This is a genomic window from Snodgrassella sp. W8135, from assembly GCF_016101225.1.
In the GTDB taxonomy this organism is placed as follows: Bacteria; Pseudomonadota; Gammaproteobacteria; order Burkholderiales; family Neisseriaceae; genus Snodgrassella; species Snodgrassella alvi.
This window is the reverse complement of the sequence record NZ_JACFQX010000001.1, coordinates 577400-594357: the sequence shown is the minus strand read 5'-3', so window position 1 is coordinate 594357 and position 16958 is coordinate 577400. Positions and strand designations below refer to the sequence as shown.

Here is a 16958-nt window from a genome sequence, read left to right as displayed (position 1 = left end):
TTAAACAATAGTATTTATTCTAGATATCGGGATGCGGAGTTACTCCAAAAACCAGTTGTCTGATAAACTTATGCTTCAAAGCAGGCACTGATCCCAAAATACTCATACCCATACTTTGTCCATATGCCAGCCCACTATGAGCATGATCAAACAGTTGTACCAGAATATGCGTAAAGCCTACAACTGCACGAGCATCATAAGCACGTATTCGTGCATATTTTCCGGCTAAAGAATTATCATTAAGAGTAATCTTATCTGTCTTACCAAATATTGCACTTAACATTTCGGCATCACGAACACCGAGATTCAATCCTTGTGCAGCAACCGGATGCATAGTTTGGGCGGCATTTCCAATGCAAATTACTCTCTGACTATATACCTGGTTAAGCTGACGTAATTTCAACGGAAAAGTTGCCGGAGTTCCCATTTGCTCTAAATGACCTAATCGTTCTCCCATTACAGACTGTAACTGCTGATTAAATTTTTCTACATTCCACTGCTCTCGTTGCAGTGCTTCTTCATGAGTACATGTCCAGACCAGTCGAAAATCATTTCTATAAGGTAATAAAGCAAGTGGTCCATTTTCAGTAAAACGTTCATAGGCAATAGCATGATTGCCTGCCTCGAACTTTAGAGTATTAACTAAAGCCAGCTGCCGGTAATCATGAGTGTGTACTTTTATATTCGGCAAGCCGGCAGCCAGTTCACCTCCTTCTGCCAGAATCAGCCATTGTGCAGTTAAGTTAAGCCTTCGTTGCTGATAAAAACACTGTGCTGAAGCCCAATGAGTTGTACTTTGTACCTGTTCAACAGTTGTTTGCCATTGCACAGGTACATTATTTTTTTGTAATGCTGTTTCACAAGCCTGTAATAATCTGACGTAATCAATCGTCGCTCCAAGATAAGGTAATCCTATATCCTGTGCTGACATCAGTACACGACCAAAATGATGCTGCCGTGAAACATGTACCTGCCGGATAAAAGTCAAAATTTCATCAGGCAGATATATTCCGGCCTGCCGGAAAGTCTGGATACTATGATATGACAAAGCAAGAGTACGCTGATCATTCAGATTACTGTCAGCAGCTCTGGCCTCCAGTAATAAAACCGATTGATTCTGCTGTTTTAACAACAAAGCAGTAAGCATGCCAACAGGGCCTGCACCGATAATAATAAACGGATAATGTGATAATGGCTGCATAAGCAGTACTCTTAATCAAGACAGTCAAATTCTAACGTAATTTATCCATATAGAAACATAAATCTTATTTACCTGTCAGATTAAATAAAATTCTGGCTAAATTAATATGTAATTCTTTTTTCAAGCACTAAAGTTCAACTCCACCTTCTTCAGCCTGATAATAAAATAAATATTACTCTTTTACTTAATAGTTTATAAATTGATAAAATTTATTTCGACAGACACAATTATTAGATCAAAAAAATATGCAAAATAAAACACCATTGTAAAAATGGTGCTTTATATGGTTTCAATGTTTCTGTTTATGCTTTTTTTCGCATCAACACACCACCAATCAGTATTGCCAACAACTGTACACTAATTAGTACAACAGCAGTCATAAACCACCCTCCACTCTCAAAGGCATGACCACATAATAATGAGCCGGCAAAACCGCCTGCATAATAGCACATGTAATACAGACCGGAAGCCAGTGAACGGCCTTCTGTTACATTGGCAGAGATATAGGTAATAGTAGACGATTGAGTAATAAAAATACCGCTACTCATAATAGCCAGTGCCAGTACAATAACCCATAACGGATGCATCAGGGTTATCAGCACACCAAAAATGGATAAACTCATAGCTATTAATACAGTTAGATTGGTACCAAATTTGACAATTAACCGAGCTGATAATGGAGTAATAATCATACCAATCAGATATACGGCAAAAATATTAGCTAATTGTGAACTGCTTAGATTATATGGCGGCTGATCAAGATACAAATTGATATAGGTAAAACAACCAACCAGAGAAAACAGAACACAAAAACCCAATGCACAAGCTGCAAGAATATACCGGTTATGTAAATGATGCCATAAGGTTATTAATGCTGTTGAAATCTGTGGTTTAGCCTCGAATTTTTGCGATGCAGGAAGATTTTTCCATACCAGAACCGCTCCAGATATACTGATAATACCCATTATTAAGAAAGCATGACGCCAGCCCATAAAGTCTGTGAGGTATCCCATCAGAAACCGGCCAAGGAAACCACCCAATACCGTACCAGAAACATAAAAGCTCATCAGTTTGATACGTGTATTACCAGAAAATTCTTCACCTAAATAAGCCAGTAAAACGACAGTTATGCCGGGTACTGCAACACCCTGAGCAAAGCGCAACCACCATAGCCAATTGATACTGTGCACAAAAGACAATGCTAAAGTAGGAATAGCAATAAAAAAAACCGAACCTACAATAAAAGCTTTGCGTCCGAAAGCATCTGAAATCATTCCTAAAAACGGAGACGTTAATGCGACAGCCAAAATTGTCGCTCCTACAGTTGAACCTATTGCAGCAGCACTGGCATGGAACTCCTGCATCAATACAGGTAACACTGACTGAATAGCGTAAACCTGAATAAAAGCCAGAGCACCGGTAATCAGCACTGTTATAATTAAGGCCAGATTCAGTTTTGGAGTGATTGAAGGTGTAAGTGGTTTACTCATTATAATGCAAACTATTTATTAGAATTATCTGAATAACATATAATAATTAATCTGATTATTTCAAATAATGGTTAAACAAAATATTTTAAAATTTGTTATATTATGTATTTTATTTATTATACCTCTCAATGTAATTATAGCTTTTCAGATTTGCAGTAATTTAAACTTCTGGATAATATCACTTTATTCTTTATATAGTTATTATTAATTATTAATTTCTTAAAAAATAAACCGTTAATAAATTGAGTTTATACGCTTACAAAAATATGAATAAATATTACCTATATAAAAATATTTATATCAATCAACTAATTAAACAATATCATTTTATTTATTGCATTTAATGGTTATTATCCGTGTAAACTTCAATTAGCAATAATATACAGATATTACAACTTTAAACTGAATAATATATTTCAAGAAAGTAGAATAGTATCAACATTTTTTATAGTAATAAGGGAATTAGATATTTAAAAAGCATTTGGAATAACTAGTATTAATTTTAAATTAATGTCAAAATAAAATAAATTTGTGTAATTAAGTGCAATCTTATAAATTGTATAAACTTCAACTTTAATTTATTATCGCCGCCTGTTTCATCGCTGCGACAATAATCCTCAGGATCCTTGTATCATGGCAATAAGTTTTTTAGATAAAACCGACCTGAAAATCCTGCAAGTTTTACAAGATAATGGTCGTCTTACTAATGTTGAGCTATCCGAGCGAGTAGCTTTATCACCATCGCCATGTCTGCGCCGGTTAAAGCAGCTTGAAGAATCGGGGATTATTCGCCGTTATGCAGCTCTTCTGGACCCTTATCATGTAGAACTGGGTTTGCAGGCATTTATTCGGGTTAGAGTTAATAAAAGTAAACAATCCCGTGATGAGTTTACTCTTGCTGTTCAAAGCTGGCCTCAGGTGCTTAATTGTTTTGCACTCACCGGGGAGTCTGATTACATTCTTCAGGCTTTTTTCTCAGATATGAATGCTTTTTCGCACTTCGTACTGGAAACTTTACTGGCAACTCCGGGAGTGGAAGATGCCAAATCCAGCTTTGTACTGAAAGAGATTAAAACAACTACTTCGTTACCGCTGGAACATTTAAATGTAGGCTAAAAAACTCAAAATTAGTTTTAATAAACTAATAGTAAAGAATGTTTTAATTGTTTAAGAATTCATGCTACGCTTGAGCGTCTGTTATCTACATAGATAAATACATATGTCTGTCATTTATAATCAGGATGAAGAAATTATTGCTATTTGCCGCCACTGGCTGGAACAGGCAGTAATCGGACTTAATCTTTGCCCTTTTGCCAGAAAACCTTACAATTTAAAAAGATTGCGGTTTAGCATAAGCCATGCCAGACATCTTGATGCATTTCTGGAATTCATAGAGCAGGAAATTCAGTTGTTGTTACAAACGCCGGCACACGAAACAGAAACCACTTTAATTGTCGAACCTTCATTATTTACAGATTTTGAGACGTTTCTGGATACTGTAACTTTAGCAGAAGATGTACTTCAGGAGATTGGAGCAAATGGCATCATACAAATAGCCCCTTTTCATCCTGAATTTCAGTTTGCTGATGAACCTAAGGATGATATCAGTAACTATACTAATCGCAGTCCCTATCCTATTTTACACTTGATACGTGAAAGTAGTATTGATCAAGCGATTGCGGCATTTCCTGATGCTGCAACCATATATGAACGTAACAAAGCATTGTTACGGGAAATGGGAATGGAAGGCTGGACAAAATTAGCAATCGAATACCCGTTGCAAAAATCAAAATAAATTAATCTTAAACTTCATATCAAATTATAAAATTCGAATCTTTCCTCTGAACTATCATGCTAAATCTTTTATTAATAGCTCACTTTTTATCGAGTTTACTTTTTAACACCATACGAAATTATTGTTAAAATCTCTATTTGCTTAAATAGTAAACTATCAAGAATGACGCCAGTTAACCCTTCTGTTGAACAGTTTGCCTTTTCTTTATTAAAGCAAGGCAATCGAATACTGCAATTAATATTTTTATTTATCGTTAGTTTATTACCATTTCCTGTACTGGCTGCCGGCTTACCTGCCCATGAATTGAGTTTATGGTGGTGCTTTCCTTTTATCGGTTTGCTTTTGTCTATAGCTTTGTGTCCGATATTGATACCTAAAACATGGCATAGTCATAGTGGAAAAATTATCGGTGTATGGTGTGCTGCATTTCTGATACCTCTGAGCTGCTACTATAATGTTTCAGCTGGTTTATCTATTACCATACATGCATTGTTACAGGAATATATTCCATTTATGCTTTTACTACTGGCTTTATATACACTTTCCGGTGGTATTCTTATTCAGCATAATGGTAATGGCAGTGTAAAACTCAATGTACTGATTCTGGCAGCAGGTACACTTCTGGCCGGAATCATGGGTACAACTGGTGCTGCCATGCTATTTATCCACCCTTTATTGCGGGCCAATGCTCAGCGACGCCATCGAACTCATCTTGTGGTATTTTTTATTTTTCTAGTGGCCAATATCGGTGGCGGATTAACCCCGCTTGGAGACCCGCCATTATTTCTGGGTTTTCTGAAAGGTGTTGGTTTTCAGTGGACATTCGTTCACATGCTTTTACCCGTAATTATCAATACTCTGATTTTACTATTTATTTTCTTTTGTATTGATTACTATTTATGGCAACGTGAAATTATTACCAATGATAAAGTTCAGAACAGTATTTCTTCATGGTCTATTCAGGGTAAAGCCAACTTATTGTTATTATTTGCAGTTACTGGAGTAATATTGGTTTCTGGATTATGTAAAAATTTACCGGTATGGAATATTTACGGAATTGAAACCAGTTTAGTTGCATGGATACGTGATGGTTTACTGCTCATCATTACTTTATGCTCGCTAAAATTAACACCAACGAAATTACGCAGACAAAATGACTTTAACTGGGCACCTATGGTTGAAGTAGGTAAATTATTTATCGGAATTTTCATAACTATTGCTCCTGTAATGGCTATATTACAACTCGGACAGTCAGGAAGTTTCCGAATACTGATAAATTTAATTGAGCAAAATGGAGAACCAGTAAATACTCTCTATTTCTGGCTAAGTGGTTTATTATCCGGCTTCCTGGATAATGCGCCTACCTATCTGGTGTTTTTCAATCTTGCAGGAGGTGATGGGGCTTTACTAATGCAACATTTACCTTCTACATTAATGGCGGTTTCTATGGGTTCAGTATTCATGGGGGCACTCAGTTATATTGGTAATGCTCCTAATCTCATGGTTAAATCTATTGCCGAGCAACACCGAATTACTATGCCAAGCTTTTTTGGCTACATGGGTTGGTCTGTTACTCTGCTTATTCCGGTTTTTTTACTGGATACTTTATTGTTTTTTTAACTTATCGGAATGCCGGCCATTAAGGTTTACTTAGTTATGCAATTATTGAAATACCTGCAAGCACAAGGTTTGGGCAGTCGCAAGCAATGTCAGGCATTAATTGACGACGATGCCGTACGAATTAATGATACGCTCTGTAATCATGCTCAAATGGATATCGACCCGAAAGCGGTAAGCAGTTTATATATTGATGACGTGAGTCTGATTCCAGTACCTCTTCCTTATTTTTATATTCTGCTCAATAAACCCGCTGATTATGAAACTTCGCATAAACCACAATTTTATCCGAGTGTTTTTAGTTTATTACCAGAGCCATTGCGTCATCTGGACATGCAGGCTGTAGGCAGGTTGGATGCAGATACAACCGGCGTATTAATCCTGACTAACGATGGTCAGTTTAATCACCGTTGCACGTCACCAAAACATAAACTTCCAAAAATTTATCGTGTTAGTTTGAAGCATGCTGCAGACGAAAAACTATGTATTATTTTAAAAAACGGGGTCTTGTTACACGATGATAACGAAACGGTAACTGCACAGGCCGCTGAGTTAATTGATCCGCATACCTTACAGCTTACCATTACTTCAGGTAAATACCACCAGGTAAAACGGATGATAGCTGCAGCCGGCAATCGTGTTACTGCCTTGCATCGCAGTGCTTTCGGACTATGGCAGACTGAAGATTTACCTGCTGGCGGATGGCGTTTTTTTCAACCTGAGTCCGGCTTAATGTAACATGCTTAATACAGATATTATTTTCCAACTAATCAATATTATCGGAACAGTCGCTTTTGCCGTATCAGGTTATCTGGTTGGTTTTCGCAAAAGACTTGATATTCTCGGGGTGGTCATTGTAGCTTTACTTACTGCGGTAGGCGGCGGCATGATGCGTGATGCATTGGTCGGTCATATTCCTATGATTTTTAAAAGTAATACAGCATTGTGGACTATTTTTATTACATTAGTAATATCATGGGTGTGCCATTTACAATATCATCGTCATCGTGTACTTGCGGTATGGTTTGTTGTTGCAGATGCTCTTGGGCTGGCAGCATTCAGTCTGACTGGTGCACAAGTTGGTCTGGATCTTGAATTAAACTGGTTTGGTGTAATTACACTGGCATTTGTAACAGCTGTAGGTGGTGGGATACTGCGCGACATACTGGTAAACGAAGTACCCATTATTTTACGTAGTGATATTTACGGTACCATTGCTATTCTACTTGGCTTACTTCTGTGCCTGCTGGATCACTGGAAAATGGTTACACCATTAAGTATTAATTTGCTGTTTATTGGTGGTGTACTCAGCCGTTTACTCGCTTATCATTACAACATTACCCTGCCGGGATTTCAAAAGAAGAAAAATTACAAAATATAACAAAACTACAAGAACTTTCGCTGCAAAAAACAGTCTAAGTCATTAAGATGATGTTCATACGCAGTTACAAGCGTATAAATTAAAGATTTAAAATGGTTTTTCAGTATTCTCTTGTCGAAACATTATTTTGGCCCTCTGCTGCTTCTCCCCTTGGCACAGAGGGTTCTTTTTATCCGCAATTTTTATCAGTCATTTCTACCGATAGAAGAAGCTATTTTGTATATTTATAAATACAAACAAAATATTAGTTCTGATAAATTATCACTATTTTATTAATCTTCTTCTGAACTCATACTATGATTTAATGATAAATATTTTGATAACCCAATATGACTATCATTCTTTCATGCGCTACAATGCCGTCTTTTATTCGCAAAAGCAACCATAAAACCGTAAAAGAGATTAAATAATAACCATTTCTTTGCTTGAAATATTATTTTTCAGCGCTATGTACGGTAAAGTTAGTTTTAATATTATAGATAAGAAAGTATCCAAGTGATGGAAAATAGAAAATTACGTTATATTGCTTCTGCAGTTATTCTCAGCCTGACACTGAGTCCACTGGCTGAAGCCAAACGAGTTGGCGGTGGCGGTAACCGTGGAATGTCCCGCTCAAGTTACTCCAGCTCTTATTCTGGCTCATCCTACCAATCCAATCGCGGCAACTATGCAAACTCTTCTTCCAGCCGACTTGGCGGTGGCAATAATGCAGGTATGTCACGTTCCTACTCTAACTCCGGACGTAATGATTATCGCTCTGATAATCAGAACAATTATTCTGGTCAGACACAGCCGCGCGGTAGCAATACCGGTCGGGTAATTGGTGCGGGTGTAGCTGGTGCCGCTATTGGGGCACTTGCAGGTCATGCAATGGCTAATCATAACCAGCAACAAACCAATGCACCTGTGACAAATGCTGATGGTAATTATAGTGAGAATGCTACTGATAGTAATAATGCAGCCGCTACTCAATCTACCAATTCTGATCAGCCACAGGTACAGCAACAATCACAACCGGAACCTAAAAGTGGCTTTAGCTGGTTATGGTTACTTATTATTGTATTTGGTGGTGTTTATCTTTACCGTCGTTTTGCCGCTAAAAGGAATAATCAGTCAAATATACCTTATGCCGGAAATACCAAGCCTAATAATTTCACTTCATTAAACAATAATTGCAACAGTAGTAGTACCAATATTTTCGGACAAAATATTGGAAGCAATAATAATTTAATGACAAACAATTTATCTGGCATGGCAGACGGAAGTAATCTAGACGCATTTCTGCGTTTCGCACGCCAACGTTTTAATCATGTTCAGTCAATGAACAATGCCTCAAATCTGGAAGAAATCCGCCGTTACTTTACTTCAGATATGTTCGCAGATATCCGTAATGATATTATAAATAATCATGAAACTGCTGAATTCAGTAATCTTAATGCCGAACTGGTAGATAGCACTCAGGAAAATGGTCAGTATATTGCCAGTGTACGTTTTAGTGGATTAGTGAGTGAAGAGCTGGGTAGTGCACAGCAACCATTCAGTGAAGTATGGCATTTTGTTAAACCTATGGGTAGTCAGCAGGATTGGCTGATTGCAGGTATACAGCAGGATTAATTCTCACTTGCACATATTTAACTAGCAATTATATTTAAATATTAAAAAGCACTGAAATATCAGTGCTTTTTTTCAATCAAAACATTTTACGAATATTAATTCCGGTACTGAATGTACGTTTAGGTGATGGTTCAAAATATCGCTCATTACTATCATTGACAATCACAGATCCAGCATAACGGCGATTAAATATATTATCTATACGTGCATAGCTGCTTACTGTCCAGCCGCGATGAACCCATTCATAGCCGATATTCGCTGAAGCAAGAGCATAAGCAGGTGCATAATCACTGTTGCTGTCATTAACATATATTTTATCCATATAACGGATATCCATACCCCCCTGCCACCCTTGCTTAGGTTGCCATTGAAATCCTAAATAAAACTGGTTTTGAGCAACCCCCGGAATTTTATTACCTTTGCTAACAGCGGCTGCTTTACCTTGTGCTGCTATATCACTATCAAACTTTGCATCCACATAGGAATAACTCGCCTGAACTTGTAAATCCTGCCACAACTTCTTTTGCCAAGCTAATTCACTACCATATCTTTTCGTCCGGTCAGCATTACGAAACGTACTTCTGCCGCCAGATGAAACTGCTGAAACAATATCATTGTGAGTTTCAGTATGAAAAATTGTAGCTGTCAGTTGGCCCCACGGCTGTTCAAATTTTAGTCCTGCTTCGACTGTATCATTGCTAGAAGGCTTAAGATTACGATTAAAACCAGCCTGTCCATCCGGTCTGTATGCCATTTCAGTAAATGTCGGTGTTTCAAAACCTTTACCATAAGCAACATAGGCTGCTACCTGATTACTGAAGTTCCAGCCTAGTGAAATATCGGGCAACAGTTTATGGTATCGCATAGTACTACTATCATCACCATTAGCCAGATAATGATCACGTGTTCTGAAATGCACATTGCTATAGCGTAACCCGCCATCCAAATGCCATTCAGGTAAAAATTTCCACGAAAACTGAATATAAGGATCTAAATTCCATAAGGTATTATCCTCATCACGACGTAATTTTCCTTTAATCCCTAAATGCGCACCATCAAAATTATTATAGCCCTGTCGTTCCTCATTTTCCTTATCAAACGCCACACCTCCAATCAAAGTTAGATTAGGTATTGTATTTGTATTCAGCCAGCGAATATCGGTTCCATAATAATGACGGGTAAAATCGATAACACCTCCGGCATGTTTAGGAGCTGTCTGAGCTTTGACCGGAATTGACTGGTACTGCACAACGTGACGCCGGCCAGCATACGCCATAGCATATAAACTGTTATGTTCATTGATTGATTTATCCCACGTCAGACCGGTCTGACTCTGGTCAATTTCTTTACGCATATTATAATCTCTGACATTCTGAGCTACCTGACGCGGATTTTCTTGCCACTGTTTACGTGTCAGTCCTCCGGGATCAGCAGCACGGATACGAACCTGATTAAGTACCCAATTCAATGTACTGCCATCATTTAAATCCCAAGTAAATTTTGCGTTATTGAGGACTTTTCTTGCGTCGCTATGTTCCCTGTAACCATTGGTATCAAAGTAACTTGAACTTATATTATATGCCGGTAAACTCGCCGCTTTACTTCCGCCTTGTAACTGAAATGAAGTTTGCTGCTTAGCAAAACGCGCTGTGTTAAAACCAACACTGACACTCGGATTACCTGTACCCTCACGGGTTGTCGCGAGAATAGTTCCTCCAGAAGAGTTACCATATAAAGAAGAAAAAGGTCCGCCAAGTACCTCAATTTTCTCCAGAGAATTTAAATCAATATTGGATGTCTGCCCCTGTCCATCAGGCATAGAAGACGGAATTCCATCAACATAAATCCTGATTCCGCGAACGCCGAATGTCGAACGGGCACCAAAACCTCTCATGGATATTTGCATATCCTGAGCATAATTTTCTCTTTCGAGAGCTTGTAAACCCGGAATAGCTTTCAAAGCGTCAGAGATATTAGTTTTAGGCGTATTTTTGAGTGTATTTGCATTTACAGTATAAACAGAAGCTGTAGTATCCAGCCATTTTGAATTAGTGCGTAAAGCAGTGACTTCGATATCCGGCAAATCTGCTTCATCATTTTTATCATTGGCATAAGCCATAAATGGCAGTGCTGTCAGTGACAGAGCTAATATTTTCAGATGTGTATGTATCATAACTACTATTCTTAAAATTAAAAATATTAATATAAAATTATTATAAAATTAACCAATCGTGACAGATAACACTTATGAATATTTACTGTCAATAAACTATTAAATATATGGCTTGTAGATTAATTTATATTTTCCTAAACATAATATTATCTTATTAATATTTTAAAACATCACATTCTGAAAATACTTTTTTCAACGCTGATAGAAAAATAATCAGGTAAAAAAACTGCCAGTTTTCAGCCGGCAGCTTTTTCATTATTAAAATTTATAACAACGGACCAACCAGACGCACTGTATTCTCCACCAGCCCCCACCACTTTGAACGAGCCTGCCATGTTTTCAGTTCGATATATTCACAAGCTTTCAAATAAGTGCTCTGTAACGCCACTACTGTTTCAGTCATACCTTCATCATAAATAGCCAGACTAATTTCCATATTGAGATAAAAACTGCGCATATCCATATTTACAGTGCCAAACAAAGTGTAATCACTATCTACAGTTAAAGTTTTAGCATGTAACAGCCCACCCTTAAACAAAGCAATTTTCACCCCAGCCTGTAATAGTCTTGGATAATATGCACGTGAAGCATATTTCACCAGCATTGAATCCACTGCTTCTGGTACTATCAGAGTTACATCCACTCCCCTGGTAGCAGCTGTAGTTAAAGCCAGCAGCAAAGCATCATCCGGAACAAAATAAGGCGTCGTAATAATAATACGTCTTGTAGCGGCATGAATTGCATTAACAATAGTGTCGTAAATAACCGGACTGCCTTGCTCAGGTGCTGAAGGAATCACCTGAACCACTACACCACTTTGTTCCTGTTGTGCAACTTGCAGATTATGCATGAGCGCCTGTTTACCGTAACTGTCTACCCATTGCTGCACCTGCATTAAATTAGATTCAGTTTCTACTGCCATATCACCGGCAAATACTGCTGCCAGAGGTTGTACCAGACTTCCTTCACAACGCATCATCACATCAACCCATTCTCCGACACCGGCATTTTTTTTGAAAAAACGAGGGTCGACCAGATTAAAACTGCCGGTATAGCCAATTTTCTGATCTATAACCGCAATTTTACGATGGTTACGCAAATCTGCGCGTACAAGAAAAGTGCGCCATAATTGAACGGGTAAAGCTTCAGTCAATGTAATACCTGCATTGCGTAAACGCTGAGGCCAGTCACTACGCCAGAATTTTACACTACCAATACTGTCAACCAGCATACTGGTAACCACACCCCGTTGTGCTGCTGCAATGGCATCATTCAGCAGTTCAATAATTTCTCCCTGCGGATCAACAATATAAAAAGCCAGTAAACAGCTTGTTTTCGCATGCTGAATATCATACCGAATGGCAGCAATGATTTCTTCATCATTGGTAAGAAGCTTTAAGTGATTGTATTCGGTAGCCTCAAATCCGGTTTTATCGGCTGCAATCAAACTGATACCATGATAACGTTCATTCAGACCACTACAAGCATGCTGATTGAAATTATGCAGATATTTATTACTGAATCCCTGATAAAATTTCACCAGTTCATTCTGACGACGTAGCCGGCGTGAACCCAGCCTGGGTTCGCCAATTAACAAGTAGCCTACAGCCCCGACTAAAGGAAAAGCCATTAACATCAGAATCCAAGCAACGGAAACTCCCGTATTACGCTGATGATATAACACTCTCACTACCAGAACAGTAACCACAATCACATGTAATACAACAAGAATTTCAGCCCAGGGTATATCATGTAACATATAAGTAAACCAATTATTTAATGTCTAGAATATAGTAGATTATAAATGGATAAATAATCTATATAATGAATAGAGATAAATATCAGATAAAAAATTCTGGCAGGTACAGAAAACTAAATCTGTGACTGCCAGAAATAGCAAGTAATTATTCACATCAATTATTTGTTTCAGAATTGATTGATATTCTCTGAAATACAAATAATTAATTCTGATGATATTCTGCAGAAATGCGATGTACCGCATCTACTGCACATTTCACCATTTCCGGATTAGTATATTGATTGATACCATGACCCAGATTAAATACATGTCCGCTGCCAGCTCCGTAAGCAGCAAGTAAACGCTTAACTTCGTCTGTAATACTTTCTGAATCACCAAATAGAGCCAGCGGGTCAAGATTCCCCTGTAATGCCACCTGCTGTCCGACCAACTGACGTGCCTGCTGTAAATTGACAGTCCAATCCACACCTAACGCATCAGCACCCAGTGCAGCTAATTGTTCCAGCCACTGGCCACCGCCTTTAGTAAATATAATGATTGGTACCCGACGACCATCTGCTTCACGCTGTAAGCCTGAAATGACCTGTTGCAGATAGCGTAAATCAAACTCCTGAAAAGCTTTATCGCTGAGAATTCCGCCCCATGTATCAAAAATCTGTACGGCCTGTGCACCTGCAGCTATCTGTTCATTCAAATAAGCAGTTACAGTCTGCGCATTAATATCCAGTATCCGGTGTAACAATTGCGGTCGCTGATAAAGCATGGTTTTCAATAAACGAAAATCCCGACTGCCTTCTCCTTCAACCATATAACAGGCTAGTGTAAACGGACTACCAGAAAAACCAATTAACGGTACACGACCGTTCAAAGCATTACGTATACTATGAACAGCATCGAACACATAGCGCAAACGGTTCATATCAGGAACCTGTAAACGTGTCACATCGTTTTCATGCTGCAACGGATGAGTAAATTTAGGTCCTTCACCTTCGACAAAATGCAAACCGAGCCCCATTGCATCCGGTACAGTGAGAATATCGGAAAACAAGATAGCCGCATCCAGTGCAAAACGCTCCAATGGCTGAAGAGTCACCTCTGTAGCCAGCTCTGGATTATGACAAAGTTCAAGAAAACTGCCGGCTTTCGCTCTTGTTTCTCTGTACTCCGGTAAATAGCGTCCAGCCTGTCTCATTAACCATACCGGCGTATATTCAACCGGCTGCTTTAGTAAAGCACGTAAAAAAGTATCGTTATGTAAAACTGCCATAATTAACCTCAGGCAGTTAGTACATACAGTACCAACTGCCTGTTAAATAAAAACTAAAAATTACAACTCATCATTATTACCAATTGTGGCCAGAATTTCATTACGCTGCTGCTCGGCTGCCTCGCTCTGACCGGATTGCTCCAGTACTTTAGCTAATAACAATCTGGTTACATTATTATTACTGACCTGCAAACTGGCTTCGAGATAAGTCTTTGCCTTTCCCCACAGTTGTTGCTGATAACTTAACTCACCCATCAATAATAGTAAGTCCGGGTCTTGCGGATTTTGTTGTAACCACTTATCAACGGTTACCATATTTTTTTGCTGTTCTTTACTGCTTAGATATTGATTGGCCTGATTAAATGCAGGTAATAGTGAAGCATCATGAGTGCGCGGATAATATTTTTTTACCCATTTCAATGCCTGAGTATACATACCTAGCTGAAGATATTTTTCTGCAATATTTGCACTAAGTGTACTTTCACGTTCATCTACCGGAATCAGATTAAGACTGCTTTTCAGCTCACCCGGCTCTTTAACATTTGCCAGTAACTGCCGATAAGCCCAGTATTGGTAATTATTCTGTTCGCTTTCGCTTAACGCTCCTGCGCGGCTTAATTTATCAACTGCTTCCAAAACACCCTGAGCATCATGCTTTTCCCAGTCATATCGTAACTGCAGCTTAACAAGCTGGGTTAAATTCGGATTGATTTTGGCTGCTGCTTCCAGTGCACTTCTGGCTTGCTGATCATTGTGCTGTGATAAAGCTGATTGGGCCAGAAGCAAATAGCGGGAAAGCTGCTGTTTTTCCGGCAACTTTGCAATTTCATCTAAATAACGGTCTCGTGTTGTACTGTCATCCATCTGATCAGCACTGTGCGCAGCCAGTAATAAGGCCAGAGCACGACTGTGCTGCCCCTGTTTATTACGTAAGACCCGCTCAGCCTCACGCTCAGCAAACTGATAGCGACCTTCAAAGTAGGCTAAACCAGCATGATTTAATGCTGTTTCAACCTGATGGCGCTGATGATTGATACGCCAGTGATGCCAGTGACCGGGTAAATGCACAAAACCCATAACAATGCGTAAAAATATATACAACAGCACTACCGTTAGCAGCACAAGACCAATAAACAGCTGCAGATTGATACGTATCAGAGTTTGCTCAACTACAATATACACATCACCACTGTAATATTTCGCACCCAGTACGACACCCACTGCAACAATAAACAGAACAATCAACCATAATAGAGATCTCATAATGAATGGTCTCCCTGTCTGGAAGATGACGCTGCAGAAGCATTATTACTGTTTATAGGGCTAGCCTGTTGTTGTTCGGTATGTACCGGTACATTGCTGGCAGATGATGCACTTAAATCCGGCAACGCCGTTGACATATCCATTCCAGACTGATTCTGGTATTCACGTACAGCAGCCAGGCTGGCTGACAGACTATTGTCCTGACTAGTTTGCACGTTAAGTGTCTTTAACTGAGTTAATTCTTTCAGCCACGACTGCGTTGCTGCCGAACCACCGTCAAAATATTGCTTAACAGCAGTTTCTGCACCATTTAAATCAGCAACATAGACTTCTCCGCGACGCTGAATCAGAGCAATACGTGCATCCAGCAATCGCAGCCGCAGATTTTCACGTACAAAATATATCTGTTCAGGCGACATTAGCATTGAATCATTGTGATTAATGTGACGCACTTCTACCATACTGCGTAAAGAGTGCAAAGTATTTTGCCATGTACGCTGCCACCATGAAGCATTTGGATTTACCGGTGTATTACTTGTCACTCCGGGCTGTAACTGACTTTCAACTACTAACGGCAGACCTGCTATAGCAGACTCAAGACGATTCAGACGCAATGAAACACTGGCAACATCCAGATAAGGCCTGTTTTTCAGATTTTCCAAATCAGTGCTTATAGCCTTTTTGATAGGCAGTAGTTGCGGCTGGTCAAAGCGGGATAGCCGGCCATCCAGACTTTCAAGTACATTTACTGCAACAGGAACATTACCGGAAATCAGCAACTGCTGAGAGGCAAGATTCAATGTAGCTTCTATTTCATCAACCAGCCAGTCAGTGCGATTTTTTACCAGCTCCTGATAGGCACGGGTAAGCCGGTCTACATTATCACCCTGAGTTTTCTGTTGGGTTTGAATTTCCTGCAACTGACGGCTTAACTCATCAATGCGTGTCAGGCTGGTTTCTATCGAAACAGCTGTTTTGCTGGCACTAATCCCGGCATTGTCGATTTTCTGATCAAATTGTAGCTGCTGGTTTTTAAGCTGATTCTGTCCTTCAACAAATAAAAACCCACTGGCTCCCAGAGCCAGTAATGATAATACCAGTGCGCCCAGAGCAATTCCCTTACCTGAGCCGGATTGCGACTGTTTTACCGGAGATGGCTGAACAGGAATACTAGATGCAGAAGCATCTGATACTGTGTTGTTTTTTTGGGAATTCATAGTTTGATGTGTCGTGTTTTGATCTTTATTGGTAGCTTCAGTAACCGCAGAAGTAGCCGATTCGGGCGGAGCACTAACTTCGCCTTGTTTACTCACCAGCAATGGCTGCTTTTCCTGTTCAGGAGGCTGGCCAGCCTGTGCATTCTGTTGTTCACTCATTCGGTATACTCCCTACTTTATA

At 39.1% G+C, this 16958-nt stretch carries 13 protein-coding genes; 6 read left to right on the top strand and 7 right to left on the bottom strand.

Going from position 1 to position 16958, the window contains the following annotated elements:
* Positions 1-19 precede the first annotated feature (19 nt).
* Positions 20-1201, bottom strand: coding sequence for an FAD-dependent monooxygenase (locus H3T75_RS02545; protein WP_084549852.1), 1182 nt, complete (start codon positions 1199-1201; stop codon positions 20-22).
* Between the two features lie 302 nt (positions 1202-1503).
* Positions 1504-2691: an MFS transporter gene (locus tag H3T75_RS02540; protein WP_198210927.1), complete on the bottom strand. Its 1188-nt coding sequence runs from the start codon at positions 2689-2691 to the stop codon at positions 1504-1506.
* Between the two features lie 633 nt (positions 2692-3324).
* Here H3T75_RS02540 and H3T75_RS02535 point away from each other — a divergent pair.
* The 6 genes from H3T75_RS02535 to H3T75_RS02510 all read left to right on the top strand — a co-directional run bounded on the left by H3T75_RS02535 (position 3325) and on the right by H3T75_RS02510 (position 9098).
* Positions 3325-3807, top strand: a complete 483-nt coding sequence (locus tag H3T75_RS02535; RefSeq protein ID WP_025331019.1) for an Lrp/AsnC family transcriptional regulator — start codon at positions 3325-3327, stop codon at positions 3805-3807.
* A gap of 103 nt (positions 3808-3910) precedes the next feature.
* Positions 3911-4486 (top strand): DUF1415 domain-containing protein, encoded by a 576-nt coding sequence (locus H3T75_RS02530; RefSeq protein ID WP_198210926.1) that lies wholly within the window; start codon positions 3911-3913, stop codon positions 4484-4486.
* 162 nt (positions 4487-4648) lie between these two features.
* The gene (locus tag H3T75_RS02525) at positions 4649-6106 is read left to right on the top strand and encodes a sodium:proton antiporter (RefSeq protein WP_198210925.1); all 1458 of its coding nucleotides are present in this window, start codon (positions 4649-4651) and stop codon (positions 6104-6106) included.
* Between the two features lie 36 nt (positions 6107-6142).
* Positions 6143-6841 carry a 16S rRNA pseudouridine(516) synthase gene (locus H3T75_RS02520; RefSeq protein WP_025331021.1) on the top strand — a complete coding sequence of 233 codons (699 nt, stop codon included), beginning with the start codon at positions 6143-6145 and terminating at the stop codon, positions 6839-6841.
* A gap of 1 nt (position 6842) precedes the next feature.
* Positions 6843-7484: a trimeric intracellular cation channel family protein gene (locus H3T75_RS02515; protein ID WP_084552871.1), complete on the top strand. Its 642-nt coding sequence runs from the start codon at positions 6843-6845 to the stop codon at positions 7482-7484.
* A 498-nt stretch (positions 7485-7982) separates the two neighbouring features.
* The gene (locus H3T75_RS02510; protein WP_198210924.1) at positions 7983-9098 is read left to right on the top strand and encodes a Tim44 domain-containing protein; all 1116 of its coding nucleotides are present in this window, start codon (positions 7983-7985) and stop codon (positions 9096-9098) included.
* Between the two features lie 76 nt (positions 9099-9174).
* Here H3T75_RS02510 and H3T75_RS02505 read toward each other — a convergent pair whose 3' ends face one another.
* The 5 genes from H3T75_RS02505 to H3T75_RS02485 form a co-directional block, all read right to left on the bottom strand.
* Positions 9175-11271, bottom strand: a complete 2097-nt coding sequence (locus H3T75_RS02505; RefSeq protein WP_198210923.1) for a TonB-dependent receptor — start codon at positions 11269-11271, stop codon at positions 9175-9177.
* Between the two features lie 265 nt (positions 11272-11536).
* A complete protein-coding gene (gene cls / locus H3T75_RS02500) occupies positions 11537-13030 on the bottom strand; it encodes a cardiolipin synthase (RefSeq protein WP_198210922.1) in 1494 nt (497 codons plus the stop codon).
* A gap of 202 nt (positions 13031-13232) precedes the next feature.
* Positions 13233-14297 carry a uroporphyrinogen decarboxylase gene (gene hemE, locus H3T75_RS02495; protein ID WP_198210921.1) on the bottom strand — a complete coding sequence of 355 codons (1065 nt, stop codon included), beginning with the start codon at positions 14295-14297 and terminating at the stop codon, positions 13233-13235.
* A gap of 60 nt (positions 14298-14357) precedes the next feature.
* Positions 14358-15560, bottom strand: a complete 1203-nt coding sequence (locus tag H3T75_RS02490) for a heme biosynthesis HemY N-terminal domain-containing protein (protein WP_198210920.1) — start codon at positions 15558-15560, stop codon at positions 14358-14360.
* Complete coding sequence (locus tag H3T75_RS02485) at positions 15557-16936, bottom strand: uroporphyrinogen-III C-methyltransferase (protein ID WP_232339900.1); 1380 nt, start codon at positions 16934-16936, stop codon at positions 15557-15559. The genes H3T75_RS02490 and H3T75_RS02485 overlap by 4 nt, the downstream gene beginning before the upstream one ends.
* Between the last annotated feature and the right edge of the window lie 22 nt (positions 16937-16958).